General features: G+C 65.6%; 16 protein-coding genes and 1 CRISPR repeat array. Of the genes, 15 read left to right on the top strand and 1 reads right to left on the bottom strand.

Annotated features, from left to right (window positions below):
* Positions 1-5: 5 nt before the first annotated feature.
* From ACO2Q5_RS16280 to cas2, 15 genes are all read left to right on the top strand, one after another.
* On the top strand, positions 6-1304 hold the full coding sequence (locus ACO2Q5_RS16280; protein WP_423292953.1) for a TRAP transporter large permease: 1299 nt from the start codon (positions 6-8) through the stop codon (positions 1302-1304).
* Positions 1305-1379: 75 nt separating this feature from the next.
* Entirely contained in the window at positions 1380-2111 is a 732-nt protein-coding gene (gene pxpB, locus ACO2Q5_RS16275) for a 5-oxoprolinase subunit PxpB (protein ID WP_423292951.1), read from the top strand.
* Complete coding sequence (locus tag ACO2Q5_RS16270; RefSeq protein ID WP_423292949.1) at positions 2108-3175, top strand: biotin-dependent carboxyltransferase family protein; 1068 nt, start codon at positions 2108-2110, stop codon at positions 3173-3175. The genes pxpB and ACO2Q5_RS16270 overlap by 4 nt, the downstream gene beginning before the upstream one ends.
* Positions 3172-3843, top strand: coding sequence for a GntR family transcriptional regulator (locus tag ACO2Q5_RS16265; protein WP_423292947.1), 672 nt, complete (start codon positions 3172-3174; stop codon positions 3841-3843). The genes ACO2Q5_RS16270 and ACO2Q5_RS16265 overlap by 4 nt, the downstream gene beginning before the upstream one ends.
* The gene (locus ACO2Q5_RS16260) at positions 3840-4790 is read left to right on the top strand and encodes a hydroxyacid dehydrogenase (RefSeq protein ID WP_423292945.1); all 951 of its coding nucleotides are present in this window, start codon (positions 3840-3842) and stop codon (positions 4788-4790) included. Before ACO2Q5_RS16265 ends, ACO2Q5_RS16260 begins: the two co-directional genes overlap by 4 nt.
* Positions 4787-6067, top strand: a complete 1281-nt coding sequence (locus ACO2Q5_RS16255) for a hydantoinase/carbamoylase family amidase (RefSeq protein ID WP_423292943.1) — start codon at positions 4787-4789, stop codon at positions 6065-6067. Before ACO2Q5_RS16260 ends, ACO2Q5_RS16255 begins: the two co-directional genes overlap by 4 nt.
* Positions 6064-6699, top strand: a complete 636-nt coding sequence (locus ACO2Q5_RS16250) for a GntR family transcriptional regulator (protein WP_423292941.1) — start codon at positions 6064-6066, stop codon at positions 6697-6699. Before ACO2Q5_RS16255 ends, ACO2Q5_RS16250 begins: the two co-directional genes overlap by 4 nt.
* Positions 6700-6703: 4 nt before the next feature.
* On the top strand, positions 6704-7870 hold the full coding sequence (locus ACO2Q5_RS16245; protein ID WP_423292939.1) for a M24 family metallopeptidase: 1167 nt from the start codon (positions 6704-6706) through the stop codon (positions 7868-7870).
* Positions 7871-8141: 271 nt separating this feature from the next.
* The gene (locus tag ACO2Q5_RS16240; RefSeq protein WP_423292937.1) at positions 8142-10385 is read left to right on the top strand and encodes a CRISPR-associated endonuclease Cas3''; all 2244 of its coding nucleotides are present in this window, start codon (positions 8142-8144) and stop codon (positions 10383-10385) included.
* A gap of 246 nt (positions 10386-10631) precedes the next feature.
* On the top strand, positions 10632-11330 hold the full coding sequence (gene cas5c / locus ACO2Q5_RS16235) for a type I-C CRISPR-associated protein Cas5c (protein ID WP_423292935.1): 699 nt from the start codon (positions 10632-10634) through the stop codon (positions 11328-11330).
* The gene (gene cas8c / locus ACO2Q5_RS16230) at positions 11327-13240 is read left to right on the top strand and encodes a type I-C CRISPR-associated protein Cas8c/Csd1 (RefSeq protein WP_423292933.1); all 1914 of its coding nucleotides are present in this window, start codon (positions 11327-11329) and stop codon (positions 13238-13240) included. Before cas5c ends, cas8c begins: the two co-directional genes overlap by 4 nt.
* A 4-nt stretch (positions 13241-13244) precedes the next feature.
* Positions 13245-14126 (top strand): type I-C CRISPR-associated protein Cas7/Csd2, encoded by an 882-nt coding sequence (gene cas7c / locus ACO2Q5_RS16225; RefSeq protein ID WP_423292932.1) that lies wholly within the window; start codon positions 13245-13247, stop codon positions 14124-14126.
* Positions 14127-14133: 7 nt separating this feature from the next.
* On the top strand, positions 14134-14757 hold the full coding sequence (gene cas4 / locus ACO2Q5_RS16220; protein WP_423292930.1) for a CRISPR-associated protein Cas4: 624 nt from the start codon (positions 14134-14136) through the stop codon (positions 14755-14757).
* Positions 14754-15782, top strand: a complete 1029-nt coding sequence (gene cas1c, locus ACO2Q5_RS16215) for a type I-C CRISPR-associated endonuclease Cas1c (protein WP_423292928.1) — start codon at positions 14754-14756, stop codon at positions 15780-15782. Before cas4 ends, cas1c begins: the two co-directional genes overlap by 4 nt.
* Position 15783: 1 nt before the next feature.
* A complete protein-coding gene (gene cas2, locus ACO2Q5_RS16210) occupies positions 15784-16074 on the top strand; it encodes a CRISPR-associated endonuclease Cas2 (protein WP_423292926.1) in 291 nt (96 codons plus the stop codon).
* A gap of 184 nt (positions 16075-16258) precedes the next feature.
* Positions 16259-16881: direct repeats of the CRISPR family, unit length 31 nt; unit sequence GTCGCCCCCACCCAGGGGCGCGGATCGAAAC.
* A gap of 122 nt (positions 16882-17003) precedes the next feature.
* On the opposite strand, the gene ACO2Q5_RS16205 is transcribed toward cas2, so the two are convergent.
* A complete protein-coding gene (locus ACO2Q5_RS16205; protein ID WP_423292924.1) occupies positions 17004-17921 on the bottom strand; it encodes a LysR substrate-binding domain-containing protein in 918 nt (305 codons plus the stop codon).
* Positions 17922-17950 lie beyond the last annotated feature (29 nt).

Genomic DNA, 17950 nt, shown 5'->3' with positions numbered 1-17950 from the left:
GCGGAATGGGAAAGATCATCGCCACCCTGCTTGGCCTCATGACGTTGCTTCTGGGCAGCGGTCTCTGGATCGGGCTTGGCCTCATCGCCATCGGCGCGGGGCTTGTCGCCCTGTTCCGCCCCGGGATGCCGGGTCTCAAACTGCTGGCACAGCAGGCCTATAACGTTGTCGTCTCGCCCGAGCTGCTGGCCTTGCCGCTGTTCATCCTGATGGCGGAGATCCTGTTCCGCACCCGGATTTCCGAGGCGCTTTTCACCGGCCTTTCGCCCTGGCTGCGCCGGGTTCCGGGGCGGCTGAGCCATCTGACCGTGCTGGGCTGCACGCTCTTCGCCTCGGTCTGCGGCTCTTCGGCCGCCACCACGGCCACCGTCGGCCGCATCGCTGCGAAAGAGCTGATCGACCGTGGCTACAACCGCGATCTTGTCACCGGATCGCTGGCCGGGGCGGGCACGCTGGGTTTTCTGATCCCGCCGTCAACCATCATGATCATTTACGGGGTCATGGCAGAGGAATCGATCCTGCGGCTGTTCATCGCGGGCATCGTGCCGGGGCTGCTGCTGGCCGCGGCCTATATGGGATATCTTGCCCTGCGGGCCTGGATCGACCCTTCGGTCGTGGGTGCCGCGCCCCCGCCGACCAGCTTTGGTGAAAAACTGCGCGCATTGCGCGGACTGGGTCCACTGCTCCTGCTGATCGGCGGCGTCATCGGCTCCATGTATGGCGGCATCGCCTCACCGACCGAAGCAGCAACCGTGGGCGTGGCCTTTGCCATGCTCATCGGCTTTGCACAGCGCACGCTGACCCTGCGCAACCTGATGACCGCCGCCCGGCAGGCCGCCGAAAGCTGTGCGATGATCGGGCTGATCATGATCGGCGCGGTCTTCCTGTCGACGGTGATCGGCTATCTGGGGGTGCCGCGCGCCATTGCCGAGACGATCCAGAGCTGGGGCATGTCGCCCCTGATGCTGATCGTCGTGCTGCTGGTGTTCTACATCCTGCTTGGCACGGTGATGGAGGGTCTGGGCATCATCGTGATGACCCTGCCCATCACGCTGCCGCTGGCGCTTGCGGCGGGCTATGACAAGATCTGGTTCGGCATCTTTCTGGTCATCGTGGTCGAGATGGCGCAGATCACCCCGCCCGTCGGCTTCAACCTGACCGTGATCCAGCGGCTGACGGGCGACAGCATGGCACGGATCACCCGCGCAACCATGCCCTTCTTCTTCATAATGGCGGGGTTCGTGATGGTGATTGCTGTCTTCCCCGAGATTATCGACTTCCTGCCCAAGCTCTTGCGTGACTAAACAGAAAGGACCGGCGGCAAAGTATTCTGTCGCCGGTCCGCAGCGCCCCGGAATGCAACCCTGATGATCGACCCGATGCCCCCCACCCTTCTGTCCTGCGGCGATTGCGCGCTGGTCCTGCAGCTTGGTGAGACGGTGGATGCCACCGTCAATGCGCGTGTCATCGCGCTGGCGGCGTGCCTTGAATCTTCTGTTCAGGCCGGCGTGATCGCCGGCATCGTGGATATCGTGCCCACCTATCGCTCGCTCCTCGTGCGCTATGATCCCGAACAGGTGCGGGGCGCGGCGCTTGGTCAGCAGCTGATGGCGCTTGCCGCCCGCCCACTGGATCACAATGCCACGGGCCGTCGCTGGCGCGTGCCCTGCCTTTATGGTGGCGCAGTTGGTCAGGACCTGGACGAGCTGGCTGAAATGAAAGGGCTTTCCCGGGACGAGCTGATCGCCATCCATTCCCGCGTCGACTATCGTGTCTACATGATCGGATTTGCTCCGGGCTTTGCCTATCTCGGCGGCCAGCCCGAGATCCTGCACACCCCCCGCCTGCCCAAGCCGCGCCAGATGATCCCGAGCGGTGCCGTGGGGATCGGCGGCCAGCAGGGCAGCATCAATTCCGTCGCCGGTCCGTCGGGCTGGCGTTTTCTTGGCCGGACGCCCGTGCGGTCCTTCGATCCGGCCCGGACCGAACCCTTCCTGTTCCGTGCGGGGGACAATATCCGTTTCTTCCCCATCACCGAGGCCGAGGCGCAGACGCTCGACGCACGGACTGCGGCGGGAGAGATGATCATCGCCCCGGAGGAAGCGGCATGACGCTTGAGATTGTTTCTGCCGGACCGATGCTGACCGTGCAGGATGCCGGACGTTTCGGACTGCGCCATCTGGGTGTTTCCTCCGCAGGCCCGATCGACCGCGCCGCCATGGCACTGGCCAATGTGCTGGTGGAGAACGACCCCGCGGCCGCCGCGCTGGAATTTGCCGGCCCCGCGGGCAGTTTCCGCTGCACCCGTCCGCTGCGCTTTGCCGTGGCCGGGGCCGATTGCACGATCCGCATCGACAGCCGGGTGGTCCCAGCGGGGGAAAGCCATCGGCTGAACCCGGGCGAGACGCTCACCATCGGCCTTCCCGACAGCGCGACCTGGGCCTATCTCGCCCTGTCGGGCGGGATTGCAACCCTGCCCGTCCTTGGCTCGCGCGCCACGCATCTGCGGTCGGGCCTTGGCGGGATCGGCGGGCGGACACTGCGCGCAGGCGACATCCTGCCCCTTGGCGAGGACAGGCCCGGTGCGGCATGCCTGCGCCCCGAAAGCCGCCTTGTGGCCGCGCATCCTTTCCCTGACCGTGGCCCCATCCGCCTGATCCTTGGCCCGCAGGACACGGCCTTCGCCCCAGAGGTCATCGCGCGGCTTACCGAATGTCCGTTCACGGTCACACCGCAGCGGGACCGCATGGCCATGGTGCTGGGCGGCACCACACTGCCCGCCGCCGCAGGCCATGACATCGTTTCAGACGGCACCGTCCCCGGCTCGATCCAGGTTCCCGGTTCGGGGATGCCTCTGGTCCTTCTGGCCGAAAGCCAGACCACCGGCGGCTATCCGAAGATTGCGACAGTCGCTTCGGTTGACCTTGCCCGGCTGGCGCAGCTGCCCGTGGGCAGCGAGGTCCGCTTTGCCCTGATCACCGCCGCCGAAGGGGAGGCGCTGTGGATCGAACGGCAGGCCCGCCTGCGCCGCATCCTCGCCGCGCTTGCCCCCAAGGCAGAAGGCGTGCTGACCTCGGATTATCTCTTATCCTGTGACCTTGTCGGCGGCATCTTCGACCCGGAGGAGGTGATGCGCCCGATCATGCCACGCAGCCAGATGGAGCAAGCCGGATGAACAACGGCCCTGCCCTGCCCCCCGCCCCTGCCGCGCCCCGCGCCCTTGCGGAAGAGGCGCATCAGCGCATCATCTCGATGATCTTCGAAGGGGTGCTGAAATCCGGTGATCTGTTGCAAGAGGCCGCTTTGGGCGAAGTCTTCGGCATGTCGCGCACCCCCGTGCGCGAGGCGATCAAACGGCTGGAATCCGAAGGCCTCGCCGTGGTCGAGGGCCGCTTCACCCGCGTGCGCACCGTCACCCCGGCCGATGTCGAGGAGGTCTTCTTCCTCCGGCTGGAGCTTGAGCCGCAGGCCGCCCGCTTTGCGGTGCGGCTGCCCCCGGCCCAGATCGACGCGATGGAGGCCAAGGTCCGCAAGCTCATGGTCTCGGACCCGACCGTGAACGACCTGCACCGCCAGACGGATTATGAATTTCATGCCCTGCTGGGCCGCGAATTCGGCAATTCCGCAGTGACGCAGACCATCGCCGCATTGCACCGGCGCACCTGCGTCTTCGACCATACCCAGGTGCCAGAGCGGTTCCTGGTCGGCTGTCAGGAACACCTCGACATTCTTGACGCCGTGCGCAGCGGCAATGCCGATACGGTCGAGGCCCTGCTGCGCGTCCATCTGGAACATGCCCGCGATGCCGTGCTGAACCGCCTTCGGCGCGGAGGTGCGGCATGAAATGCCTGATCGTCCAGCCGATCCACGAGGCCGGGCTGGCGGCCCTGAGGGCAGCGGGGATCACCCCGGTCCTGTCGCCTGCGCCCGACATGGCAACCGTGGCCGGTCTGATCCCCGGCATGGATGCGGTCATCACCCGCGATGCGGGTCTTGATGCCGGGGCCTTTGCCGCCTCTGACCGGCTGCAGGCGGTGGTGGTCCATGGCGCGGGCCATGATCCGGTCGACAAGCCCGCCGCGGCGGCGCGAGGCGTGATCGTCGCCACCACACCCGGCGCAAACGCCCGTTCGGTCGCCGAATTGGCCGTCGGTCTTGCGCTTGCGGTCGCCCGCCGCATCCCCGCCGCCGACCGCGCCCAACGCGAGGGCCGCCCCGGCTTTCGGGAAAGTACCAGCTTTACCGAATTGCGCGGCAAGACCGCGCTGATCATCGGCTGGGGCGCGATCGGCCGCGAAACCGCGCGGATTCTTGCGGCTGCCTTCGACATGCGCATTCTGGTCCATTCCCCGCGCGTCGCCCGGATCGAAGGCGGAACCCGGGTCGCCACCCTGGCCGAAGGGCTGGCTGAGGCCGATCTTGTGTCACTGCACACGCCCCTGCGCCCGGAAACCCGCAATCTCATGGATGCCTCCGCCCTTGCCGCCATGAAACCGGGTGCCATCCTTCTCAACCTCGCCCGTGCCGGGCTGGTCGATGAAGAGGCCCTGCGGGACGCGCTTGCCTCGGGCCATCTTGGCGGTGCCGGGCTGGATGTGTTCTCTCCGGGGGCCGCAACCGGCCCGCTGGCCGCGGAAAACGTCGTCTTCACCCCGCATCTGGGCGGCACCACCGAAGAGGCCCTACGCCGGGTCGCGCTGGAAGCCACCCGCCATGTCATCGCGGCCCTTTCGGGGCATATCCCCGAAACCACGATCAATCCCGAAGTCCGAAAGCCCCAGACAGAATGACCGCGCTTGCCCCCCTTTCCCATCCGGTCGCTGCCACGATCCGTGCCACGATCCAGCGCGTGCTGACGCAGGTGAACGCGCTGTCCGCCGGTGGCCCGGGCTGGACCCGCCCCTCGTATTCCGATCTTGAAAGTCAGGCCCATGCCTTGATCGAGGCCGAGGCCAAAGCGCTGGACATGCAGGTATGGCGCGATGCCGCCGGCAATCTCTTTGCCCGTCTGCCGGGACAGGATCCGTCCCGCACACCGCTTTACTGCGGGTCGCATCTTGATACCGTGGCCGAGGGCGGTGCCTATGACGGGCAGGCGGGGGTCGCCGGGGCGCTGGCCCTTGCTGCCGCCCTGCGCGCAACCGGCACCACCCCCGCCGCCGATTTCATCCTGACGGTGACCCGGGCCGAGGAAAGCGTGTGGTTCCCGGTGTCCTACATCGGATCGCGCGCGGCTCTGGGCCGACTGGCGCCCGAAGACCTGACCGCAAGGCGTGTCGACACCGGCCGCACCCTTGCCGACCATATGCGCGACCAGGGCTTTGACCCCGAAGCGATGCTGCGCGCCACACCGCCCGCGCCGGCCCGTTTCCTTGAATTTCATATCGAGCAGGGCCCGGTTCTGGACCGTGCCGCAGAACCTTTCGCGTTGGTGTCAGCCATCCGCGGCGGGCTGCGCTACCGCGCCGCGCACATCACCGGCGCCTGGGCACATTCCGGCGGTGCCCCGCGGGAGGGCCGCGCCGATGCCGTCGTGGCTTTCGCAGATCTGGTGATGGCGATGGACCGGGTCTGGGAGCGTTTTCTGGCACAGGGCGCCGATCTGACCGTCACCTTCGGGCGCGTCGATGCCGCCAGCCCCGCCCATGCCATGGCCAAGGTCGCGGGCAGCCTTGATTTCTGCCTTGACCTGCGCTCGGACGATCCTGCCACGCTGGATGCGGCCGACCACGCCTTCCGCGCCGAGATCGCCCGCATCGAAGCCGCCCGTCCCGGCGTCACCTTCGACCTTGGCGCGCAAAGCCGGTCGGCCCCGGCCCGGCTTTCGGACCGGATGCTCGACTGGGTCGCCGGGGGTGCTGCCCGGACCGGCGCCACACCCCGCCGGATGCTGTCGGGCGGTGGCCATGATGCCGCGGCCTTTGCCGCTGCGGGATGGGACAGCGTGATGGTGTTCCTGCGCAACTGGAACGGCAGCCATTGCCCCGATGAAGGCATGGACCCCGCGGACCTTGCCCTTGCGGTCGAGGCTGTTCTTGCCGCGCTTCTGGACGAGGCCGCCGCATGAGCAGCGAAACCCTGGCCCAGAGCGCCTATCGCCAGTTGCGCGACGACATCGTCGAGGGCCGCATCGCCCCCAACACGATCCTGTCCGAACGCGAACTGGCCGACCGGCTGGGCATCTCGCGCACGCCGCTGCGCTCGGCACTGTCGATGCTGGAACGCGAACAGGTGATCGAGCGTATGGGCAATGGCGCGCTTCTGGTGCGGCGCGTCTCGGTCGAACATCTTCTGGATATCTTCCAGCTGCGCCAGATCCTTGAACGGGCCGCCGCCGCCCGCGCCGCCGAGTTCGGCATGACCCCCGCGCTGGAGGAGGCCCGCGTCCGCCAGATGCGGTATCTGGAAGAAGGCCGCACCAATTTTGAAACCTTCTGGCAGGATGACGGCGATTTCCACCAGTCCGTGGCCGCGGCTGCCCGGCTCTCGCTTCTGCCGGGGCTTCTGGCGGAACAGCGGGCGATCGTGCGGCGCAGCACGGTGATCCGGAACGACACGACCTTTGCCGATCAGGCGCTGGAACATGTTGCGGTGATCGACGCCATTGCCGCCCGCGATCCGCAGGCCGCGCTTGCCGCCATGTCACGCCATTTCGACCAGATGCGCGCCCGCACCCTGAGCTGGCTTGACAGGAACTGACCCGATGACCCTTTCCGATCCCTTGCGCGGCCGTGAGGCCGTCTTTCCCGAGGCCGAATTCGCGGCCCGCCTTGATGCCCTGCGCCATGCCCTGCTGCCCACAGGGGCCGAGGCGCTGGTGCTGTTCGGGCCCGAAAACATCTTCTGGGCCACCGGCCGCCAGACTGCGGGCTATTTCGCATTCCAGGCCCTGCTGGTCCCGCTGTCCGGCCCGCCGGTCCTGCTGGTGCGCCAGCTGGAAACCACCGGCGCGCGCTGTGCGACCTGGCTTTCCGACATCCGCGCCTGGCAGGACGGCGAGGACCCCGCCCTTGCCTTGGCCGGGCTGATCCGCACGCTCAATCTGCGGCATGTCGCGCTGGAGCGGAACAGCTGGTTTGTCAGCCACACGCTTGCCACCCGGATCGAGACGCTGCTTTCGGACCTGCGCCTTTCGGATGGCAGCGGTCTGGCCGAGGGTCTGCGTGCGGTGAAATCCGCTGCCGAGCTTGCGGCCATCCGCAAGGCCGCCACTTACGCCCAGGCCGGGCTTTCTGCCGCCATCGACACGTGCCGCAGTGGCGTGACCGAGAATGACGTGGCCGCCGCCATGGTTTCCGCCGCAATCTCTGCCGGGTCCGAGGCCATGGCGATGGAGCCGCTCATCTCAACCGGTCCGCGCTCGGGCGTGCCCCATGCCACCTGGCGCCGCCGGCCGCTGGAACCGGGCGACGGGGTTTTCCTTGAGCTTGCCGGCAGCCATGACCGTTACCATTCTGCGCTGATGCGCAGCGTCTGGATCGGCCCGCCCCCGCCGCAGGCCCAGACCATGATGGACACGGCCGAACGCGCGCTGGACGCGGCCCTTGCGGCGATGGAACCCGGCCGCCCCTGTTCCGCCCCGCATCTGGCCGCGCAGCGTGTGATTGACCACGCAGGAATGACCGAGGCTTTCCGAAAGCGTATCGGCTATTCCATGGGGGCCGCCTTCGCGCCCGATTGGGGCGAGGGGGCGATCCTGTCGCTGTTCACCGGGATCGACCGGCTGCTGGAACCGGGCATGGTCTTTCATCTGCCCGCCACCCTGCGCAGCTATGGCGCGTTCACGGTCGGCGTCTCGGAAACCGTGATCGTCACCGCAACCGGGATCGAGGTCCTGTCCGACCTGCCCCGCCAGATGACGATCCGTTAGATCCTGCCGACGCGCAGACAAGATTGACCCCCATGCCGGCGTCCCTTGCGACGCGGCGACCGGGGTTGCAGCTCAGCCGTTTGCCGCATCGTGGAATGCAGGATGGCGGCTGCGTCAGCAGGCCATGCCATTCTGCATGACCCGAACAGGCTGGACTTGCACCAAGGCGAACCCCATTCTGACCATATTTTGAAACTGAATCATTGTCTGTTCCGCCCTGATGATCCGCGTCCCACCGGAGTTGGGGCCCGACAGCACGGGGGGACGTGTCGTGGTTTCTTACGCACATTCGGGCAGCAAGGATGACCGTAGCGACTGGCAGCTTCTGGACGATCATGCCCGGGCCGTGTCCGAACTGGCCGCCCTGCGGGCAAAGCAGCTTGGACTGTCCGAAGCGGCGCGGCTGACGGGTCTGTTCCATGACTTCGGCAAGCATGATCCGGCCTTCGACCGGGTGTTGCAGGGCAAGTCGGAACGGGTGGATCATTCGACGGCCGGGGGCATGCTGCTGATCGCCCGGTCGCCCGATCAAAACCGCTTTGCCGCCGATCTTCTGGCGCAGGCAATCCTTGGCCATCACGCGGGGCTGCCGGACAGCATTGGCGATGCCTCGCTTTCAGCACGGCGCGAGGCCTATGTGGACCGCGTCCCCTCCGGCGTGACGGCGGCGGCCGTGGTGGACCTGCTGCCCGCCGCGCGCGAGCTGGTGGCGAAGGTCCGCCGCGAGACCATGGGTTTCGATCTGTCGCTGGCCGGGCGGATGGTGTTTTCCTGTCTGGTCGATGCCGATTTCCGCGACACCGAGGCGTTTTATGGCAAGATCGACCCGCAGGCGCGCGACTGGCCCCCGCTGGCTGAGGTGCTGCCCGGGATGCAGGCGGCGTTTGACCAGCGCATTGCGGGCTTTCCCGACGGCGACCTGAACCGGCTGCGGAGTGAGATCCTGCGCCACATCCGCGCGAAGGCCGCGCTTCAGCCCGGCCTCTTCACCCTGACCGTTCCCACCGGGGGCGGCAAGACGCTGGCTTCGCTGGGCTTTGCGCTGGACCATGCGCGGATCCATGGCCACCGGCGGATTATCTATGCGATCCCCTATACCTCGATCATCGACCAGACGGCGGCCACCTTCCGGGGGATGTTCGGAGAGCGGCTGGTGCTGGAGCATCACTCGGCCATCGACAGCGAAAAGCCGGGGGCAGAGGGCCGGGACAAGCTCCGGCTGGCGATGGAGGACTGGGCGGCGCCTTTGGTCGTGACAACCAATGTGCAGCTGTTCGAAAGCCTGTTCGCGGCCCGCCCCTCGCGCTGCCGCAAGCTGCACAACATCGCGGGCAGCATCATCATTCTGGACGAGGCCCAATGCCTGCCCCGCGGCCTGCTGGCGCCGACGCTGAAGATGATTGAGGCGCTGGCGGCGCATTATGGCTGCACTATCGTGCTGTGCACCGCCACCCAGCCCGCCTTTGACAGCGCCGAACTGGACCGGGAGCGGAAGATCAGGAACCTGCCCGCCATCGGCCTGCCGCTTGAGCAGAAACGGGAGTTGGCGCCCGATCCGGAGGGCCTGTTCCGCCAGCTGCGCCGGGCGCGGGTGGTCGATGGCGGCCCGATGGATGACGCGGCGCTGGCGGCGGCGCTTCAGGATGCGCCGCAATCCATGGTGATCGTGAACAGCCGGGTCCATGCGCTGTCGCTGTTCCGCAAGGTGCAGGACCAGCCCGGCGCCCTGCACCTGACCACCCGGCAATACCCCGCCCACCGGCGCGAGATCATTGCCGGAATCCGCCAGCGGCTGCAGGACGGCGCCCCCTGCCGCCTGATCGCCACCAGCCTGATCGAAGCCGGGGTCGATCTAGATTTCCCGAAGGGATGGCGGGCCGAGGCGGGGTTGGACAGCGTGATTCAGGCTGCTGGCAGGGTAAATCGGGAAGGACTCCGCCCGCTGGACGACAGCACCCTGACGCTGTTTTCTGCCCCCGATCATCCCGCCCCGGCCGAGGTGCAGACGCTGGCCAAGGCCATGCGCGCCACGCTGGCGGCCTTCGGCGCGCCCGCTCTGGGTGACCCGGAAGCCATCCGTCATTGGTTCCAGGAAGTCTATTGGCGCGCCGGAGCAGATCAGCTGGACCGCGAGAGCATTCTGGAAAAGTTCCGCTTTACCCGAAGCAGCCCGGTGGATTTCGCCTACCGGACGGTGGCCGCGGCCTATCGCATGGTGGACAGCCCGCTTCTGCCGGTGATCATCCCCTGCGACGGCTCTGCCGAGGCCATCCGTCAGCTGGATTTCGAACATGTCCCCTCGGGCAAGATCGCCCGCGCGGTGCAGCCCTATACCGTGCAGATCCCCTCCCGTTACCGCGAGAAGTTGCGCGCCAACGGCAAGGGCGATTTCGCGGCCCCCAGACATCGGGGCGACCAGTTCTTCGTGCTGACCGAAACCACGCTGTACCGCAGCGATATCGGCCTGTTCTGGGAAGGGGCGGATGAGTTGAGCGAGGACCAGATGTTCATGTGACAGCGCCCGGTCCATGACGGACCGGGCGCCGATGGTCTGCGAACCTCTTAGTCAATGTTTCTATCCGCGCAGCACCGGCGCCACGACATTTCAGACCGGGACCAGCGTTCCGGTCCATGGCTCTATTGTGCCAAATCATTAACTTCTTATTCAATGAAAAATTTGTTGCTGGACCATTCACCTCATGGCACATTTTTTTAGCTTCGATTCTCCCTCAGGTGGTCGTTCAATAGTTTGAGGAATTCCATGTCCTACGGTATCCGATTGCACGTCCGCGGGCGGCATGCCCTTTTCACGCGCCCCGAACTGAAGGTGGAACGCGCGTCCTATGACGTGATGCCGCCCTCGGCCGCACGCGGGATATTGGAGGCGATCCACTGGAAGCCCGCCATCCGCTGGGTGATCGACCGCATCCATGTGCTGGAGCCGATCCGGTTCCAGTCGATCCGCCGGAACGAGGTGGGCCACAAGGCCCCGGCGGGCAAAATCAAACAGGCGATGAACCGGGGCGACCTTGGCGGGTTGCAGCTTCTGGTCGATGAGGACCGGCAGCAGCGCGCCTCGACCGTGCTGGTCGCGCCCGCCTATGTGATCGAGGCGCATTTCGTGCTGACCCCGCGGGCCGATGCCACGGACAGCGAAGGCAAGCATCTGGACATCTTCAACCGCCGTGCCGCCCGGGGACAGTGCTTTCACCAGCCCTGCCTTGGCACCCGAGAATTCGCCGCCGATTTCACCCTGATCGCCCCCGGCGCCCCCCTACCCCCGCGCAATCCCGATGCCATCGGCCCCGAGCTGGGCTTCGGAACGCCGCGCGATCTGGGCTTCATGCTCTGGGACATCGACCACGCCAAAGCCGGCCGCCCGTCACTGCTGTTCCGCGCAGGACTGCGCGACGGCGTGATGGAGGTACCGCAACCCGGCAGCGCGGAGATCAAGCAATGAGCCTGCTCGCCTCTCTTGTGACCGCCTATGACCGCCTGCCCGACGCCCCGCCCTATGGTTTTTCATCCGAGAAGATCGGCTTCTGCGTAATCCTGAATGCGGATGGCACCATCGCCGAAGTCGCCGACCTGCGCGCGCCGGACAAGAAACGCACCCCGCGGGGCGTGATGGTGCCGCAGGCCAAGAAGCGCACCGTCGGGATCGCGCCGAACTTCCTGTGGGACAAGACGTCTTACGTTCTGGGCGTCACATCCGAGAAAGACATCAGCCCCCGCCCCGAAGACACGCCTGAAGCCGCTGTCGCCCGGGAGAGGGAGCGCAACAAGCGCCTGTCGCGGGTGGCCGAAGAACATGCGGCATTTCGGGAGCGACATCTCGACTGGCTGGCCGACAGCGACGATGAGGGGCTTTCTGCCCTGCGCCTGTTTCTATCGCTCTGGTCCCCGGAACAGATTGCCTCTCCCCTCTGGTCCGAGGATCTGCGCGACCAGAACCTTGTGTTCCGTCTGGCCACCGAACCCGGCTTTCTGCATGACCGCCCCGCCGCGCGGGCCCTCTGGCGCAGGATCGGGGCCGAGGGGGCATCGGACCCGCAGACCTGCCTTCTGACCGGCGAAAGCGCGCCGGTCGCCCGGCTGCACCCTTCGGTCAAGGGTGTCTGGGGCGCGCAAAGCTCCGGCGCCAGCCTTGTGTCCTTCAATCTGGATGCCTTCACCTCCTACGGCCACGAACAGGGCGACAATGCCCCGGTGTCCGAAGCCGCAACCTTTGCCTACACCACCGCGCTGAACCTGTTTCTGGCAGACAAGACCCACCGCCTGCAGATCGGCGACACCTCGACCGTGTTCTGGGCCGAGGCGGGGAATACCAGGGTCGCCGAAGAAGCGGACCTTTGGGGGGGCGTGATGCTCGGTGCTTCGAGTTTTTCGGGTGATGCCGAAAAAACGGCTGAGGCGCAGATCAGGGAGAAGCTCGCGGCAATGCGTGACGGCAAACCTCTGCGCAGCATTGCTCCACATTTGGCTGAAGGCGTACGGTTCTGGGTGCTGGGTCTTGCGCCTAATGCTGCCCGGCTTTCAGTGCGCTACTTCTGGCAGGATGACTTCAGCATCCTTGCTCAAAACTATGCCGACTGGTTGCGTGATGTGGCGTTGGAACCCGTCGCCGACCGGCCCATTTTTTCGATCCGCGCGGCCAGCCTGCGCAGTGCCCCGGCGGAACGCAAGAACGGCAAACTGACCTTTGACGCCGAGCGCGTCTCGCCACTTCTGTCTGGCGAGTTGACACGCGCCATCCTGACCGGCGGACGCTTCCCTCGGGCACTGCTTGGATTGCTGCTTTTGCGCATCCGCAGCGATCATGTGCTGGATCGGATCCGCCTCTCTCTCATCAAAGGGCTGATCCTGCGCGACATGCGCCTGGAACGGCGTCTTCCCCTTCGCCCTGATGGCACCGTGATGGAGGATTACCTCGTGCGACCTGACCCGAATGACCCGGCCCCCGCCCGCCGTCTGGGACGCCTTTTTGCGCTGATTGAAAGAGCGCAGGCCTCGGCGCTTGGAGATGGCATCAACACAACAGTGACTGACAAGTTCCTGAGCGCGGCATGTGCTACCCCTGCCCGGCTTTTCCCCATGCTCATCAAGAACGCCCGCGATCACCACATCAAACGGTTGCGCAATGGCCATTCGGATGCGGACTGGATCACCGACAGCGAGCATGCCCGACGCATCGCCTTTGGGCTTGAACGCGACATCGGCCTTGCTTGGGCAGATCTGGGAGGAGAGGTCGCCGCACAACATTCTGCCGAAGAACAGGGCCTGTTCCTCGTTGGCTACTACCAGGAAAAATACGCAAAACGCGGTAGCGCTACTCCCGAAGCGACCGATACTGTTGACCAAGAGGATTGATCAGATGACTGCCCTTCAGCACCGCCACGATTTTGTCTTTCTGTTTGACATCAAGAATGGGAATCCGAACGGCGACCCTGATAATGGGAACATGCCACGTACGGATCTTGATACGCAGAAAGGACTGGTGACCGACGTCGCCCTTAAACGGAAAATCCGCAACTATATCGATCTCAAACATGGGGGTGAGCCACCCTATGCGATTTACATGCGCGAAAAGGCTGTTTTGAATACTGTGCATGATCAGGCCTACAAAGCCTTGGATTTAAAACCCGAAACCAAGAAACTTCCAAAGGACGCAGACAAGGCACGCGAACTGACCCGCTGGATGTGCGACAATTTCTATGACATCCGCAGCTTCGGCGCCGTGATGACAACAGAAGTCAATGCAGGTCAGGTACGCGGCCCGGTGCAACTGTCATTCTCAGAATCGATTGACGCCATTCTTCCGCAGGAAGTGACGATTACCCGGTCCTCGGTGACGAACGAAAAAGACGCCGCCAAAGAGCGCACCATGGGGCGGAAATACATTGTACCCTATGGCCTTTATCGCTGCCATGGCTTCGTGTCGGCCAATCTCGCAGGCGATGCGACCAAGGGAACCGGGTTTTCCGAAGACGATCTGGCGCTGTTGTTCGAAGCCTTGTGCAACATGTTTGAACATGATCGCTCGGCTGCGCGAATGGAAATGAACGCCCAAGCGCTGATCGTTTTCCGCCATGAGAGCGCTTTGGGCAACGCCCCGGCGCAATCGCTTTTCAAGCGGGTGAAGGTTGAGCGAAACAACGGCGTGAAAGTGCCTCGCAGCTTTGACGACTACAATGTGACTGTCGATCAAGACAATTTGCCCACTGGTGTATCGGTCCTGTTCCCCTGCAACCTGTAATCGGGTCATGGAACCCATCCCCCTTTCTGCCATTCAGCATGCCGTCTATTGCCTGCGGCAGGCGGCGCTGATCCATCTGGAGCGGCTTTGGGCCGAGAACCGCTTCACGGCCGAAGGGGATGTGCTGCATGCGGTGGCCGACAAGGGTGGCGCGCGGCGCATTAAGGGGGTGCGGCGGGTGTTGTCCCTGCATCTGGGATCGACGCGGCTGAACATCGCCGGGGTGGCGGATCTGGTGGAATTCGCCCCCGACGGCACCGCGCTGCCCGTGGAATACAAACGCGGCAAGCCCAAGCTGCACCGGGCCGATGAGGCGCAGCTTTGCGCGCAGGCGCTGTGTCTGGAAGAGATGACCGGCCGCCCCGTTCCCGAAGGCGCGCTGTTCTACGCTGAAACCCGGCGTCGGGTGGCGGTTCCCTTCGACGCAGAGCTTCGCGCCCTGACCGAGGCCACCATCGCCGATCTGGCCCGCGTTCTGGCATCCGGGGAAACCCCGCCACCCACGCCCCAGAAATCGCGCTGCCGGGCCTGTTCGCTGGCCGAACTCTGCCGTCCCGAGGTCTTTGGCCGCCCCGCCCGCGCCTGGCGCGACCGGATGATCGCAAAGTCGCTGGAAGGCGCAGGTCCATGAAGAAGCTGCTGAACACGGCCTATGTCACCTCGGAAGGGGCTGCCCTGCGGAAGGACGGCGAAAATCTGGTGGCCGAGATCGAGGGCACCGAAAAATCCCGTGTGCCGTTTCATATGCTCGCCTCGGTCGTGGTCTTCGGCCCGGCGCTTCTCACCCCCGCCCTGATCGGGGCCTGCGCCGAGCGGGGCATCACCCTTGTGCTCCTGGATCGCGCGGGCCGCTTTCAGGCCCGCGTCGAAGGCCCGGCGCAGGGCAATGTCCTCCTCCGTCGCGCCCAGTATCGCCACGCCGAAACCGGGGACGAGAAGGGGACCGACATCGTGCGTTCCTTCGTGCTGGGGAAAGTTGCCAACCAGCGCGCCGTGCTGCGCCGGGCGATGCGCGATTATGAGACCACCCCCGCGCTGGACGAAGCCTCTGACCGGATGGCGCATATCCTGCGCCGCGTGCAGCTCATGGACAAGACCGTTGATCAGCTGCGCGGCTCGGAAGGCGAGGCGGCCAATCTCTATTTCGCGGTCTTCGACCAGCTGATCCGCAGCCCCGATGCCGAACTGCGCTGGACCAGCCGCTCACGCCGGCCGCCGCTGGATGCGATGAATGCGCTGCTGTCTTTTCTCTATACGCTGCTGACCCATGACTGCCGGTCGGCCTGCGAGGGCGTGGGCCTTGACCCCGCCGTCGGCTTTCTGCACCGCGACCGTCCCGGCCGCCCCTCGCTGGCGCTGGACCTGATGGAGGAGCTGCGCGCGCCTTTGGCCGACCGTCTGGCCCTGTCGCTGGTGAACCGCCGCCAGCTGCGCGCCGGGGATTTTCAGCAGATGGACAGCGGTGCCGTCCTCTTGACCGATGAGGGCCGCAAGACCGTTCTGACCGCCTGGCAGGAGCGGAAACGCGAAGACCGCCAGCACGCCTTCCTTGACGAGAAGGCGCCCCTCGGCCTCGTGCCGCATCTTCAGGCCCAGCTTCTGGCCCGCCACCTGCGCGGCGACCTTGACGCCTATCCGCCCTGGTTCTGGAGCTGAGATGCTGGTTCTTGTCACCTATGACGTCAACACGCTGGAGCCGGGCGGCAAGAAACGCTTGCGCCATGTGGCCCGGGCCTGCGAAGATTACGGCCAGCGCGTGCAATTCTCGGTCTTCGAGATCGAGGTCGATCCGGCGCAATGGACGCGGCTGAAAGCCCGGCTGGAAGGCGTGATCGACCCCGCCCATGACAGCCTGCGCTACTATTACCTCGGCGCCAACTGGGAGCGCCGGATCGAACATGTCGGCGCCAAACCCGCCACGGATCTGAACGGTCCGCTGCTCATCTGAGCGCGCCCGCGAACCCCAAGCGTGACAGCTTTTCCCGGCAGGTTCGCACCCGACCCAGCTCTTTGAAATCGTAAAACATTTTAGCGCACCGGGGCTGCAAGCCCTGTTGTCGGGGAAAACCATCCCGAGGTTCGCGGTTAGATGCCGATTTCCTTTTGCACTCCAATATCATACCCCCCTAACAGTCGCCCCCACCCAGGGGCGCGGATCGAAACCTGACTGGCGCGCAATGGGCCGCCGTCATGCCGCTGTCGCCCCCACCCAGGGGCGCGGATCGAAACCGCGCGGCACCGAAATGGAGCCCGACCCCGGTCGCGTCGCCCCCACCCAGGGGCGCGGATCGAAACACCCAAGGGTGGCCCGAGGCCGTCAGCGTGGCACCGGTCGCCCCCACCCAGGGGCGCGGATCGAAACAAGCGCACCGCGAGGCGCAGGCTGCGCGCCTCGCGTCGCCCCCACCCAGGGGCGCGGATCGAAACACATCGATCCGGATCGACACAGAATCGTTGCCGAGTCGCCCCCACCCAGGGGCGCGGATCGAAACCCGAAAACAGGTGGCGGAAACGCCAATCCGTCAACGTCGCCCCCACCCAGGGGCGCGGATCGAAACCGCATCCGGCGGCGGGGTGAGGGCGGCGGCGGAAAGGTCGCCCCCACCCAGGGGCGCGGATCGAAACAATGCTCCGGCAATTGGGGCGTTGGTTGAAAATGGTCGCCCCCACCCAGGGGCGCGGATCGAAACGCAGAAATGGGCGGCCAGACGATTGGCATTACCTGTCGCCCCCTCCCAGGGGCGCGGATCGAAACGTCACGCCGCGGTCGATCCCGCTCGCGTCGCCCCCACCCGGGCGCGCGGGTGGGATGGCCTTGCCGGTGGCATCGGATCCCGGCCTCGGGGGTCGGGGCGATGACTGACCTCTGCGGCCGGGTTATGCGTTGCGCCGGAAGAACTCGGTCGGCTGATGGTTCTGTGACAGGAGCCAGTCGACGAAATGCCGGGTCGGTGTCGCGACCGATTTCAGCGTGGGCCAGACCAGATAGAAGGACGAGCCGGTCTCCACCTCGGTCATGAAGGGGCGGATCAGGCGGCCACTCTCCAGCTCTCCCTCCAGGATGTCCAGCTGACCCACGGCCAGCCCCAGCCCGTCACGCGCCGCGCCATAGGCCAGAAGCGAGCTTTCGAAGATCATGCCCGGCCCGTCGGGCAGGGTGCGCCCGGAGGCCCCGGCCCAGAGATCCCATTCCCGGCGGCGGTATTTCGCATGCAGCAGCGTGGCGCGGGTGAAATCCTGTGGGCTGGAAAACCCGTTGAACCGTTCGGCATAGGCCGGGCTGCAGACCACGTCGATGCGTTCGTCAAACAGCTTGCGGCTGCGGGAATCGCCCCATTCCCCCTGCCCCAGCTGGAAGGCCAGATCCAGATGGGTGCCGCGGAAATCCAGCGGCTGCACCGTGGTGTCCAGCCGGACGGTATGGCTGGGATAGGCCTCATAGAAGCGCGACAGCCGCGGCGACAGCCAGTAATGCACCAGCGTCGGATAGATCCGCAGATGGACCACCATTTCGCGTTCGTTCTGCAAGACGCGATGCGTCGCCATCTCCAGATCGTGGAACAGGCCGATGATCTCGCGGCTGAAGGATTTGCCCACCTCGGTCAGCTTGACCGATCGCGCCCGGCGTTCGAACAGCTGGACGCCCAGATAGCTTTCCAGAATGGCGATCTGGCGGCTGATCGCGACCTGGCTGATGCCCATGTGGTTCGCGGCGGCGGTGAAAGTATGGTACTGCGCCGCCACGGCAAAGGCGCGCAACGGGTTCAGCGGCAGGTTGCGGTATTGCTCAGCCATAACTTCTGGTTTCCCATGCTAGACCACAA

The organism is Neotabrizicola sp. VNH66 (genome assembly GCF_049445895.1).
Classification (GTDB): Bacteria; Pseudomonadota; Alphaproteobacteria; order Rhodobacterales; family Rhodobacteraceae; genus Pseudogemmobacter.
This window is presented reverse-complemented; position numbering and strand designations above follow the sequence as displayed.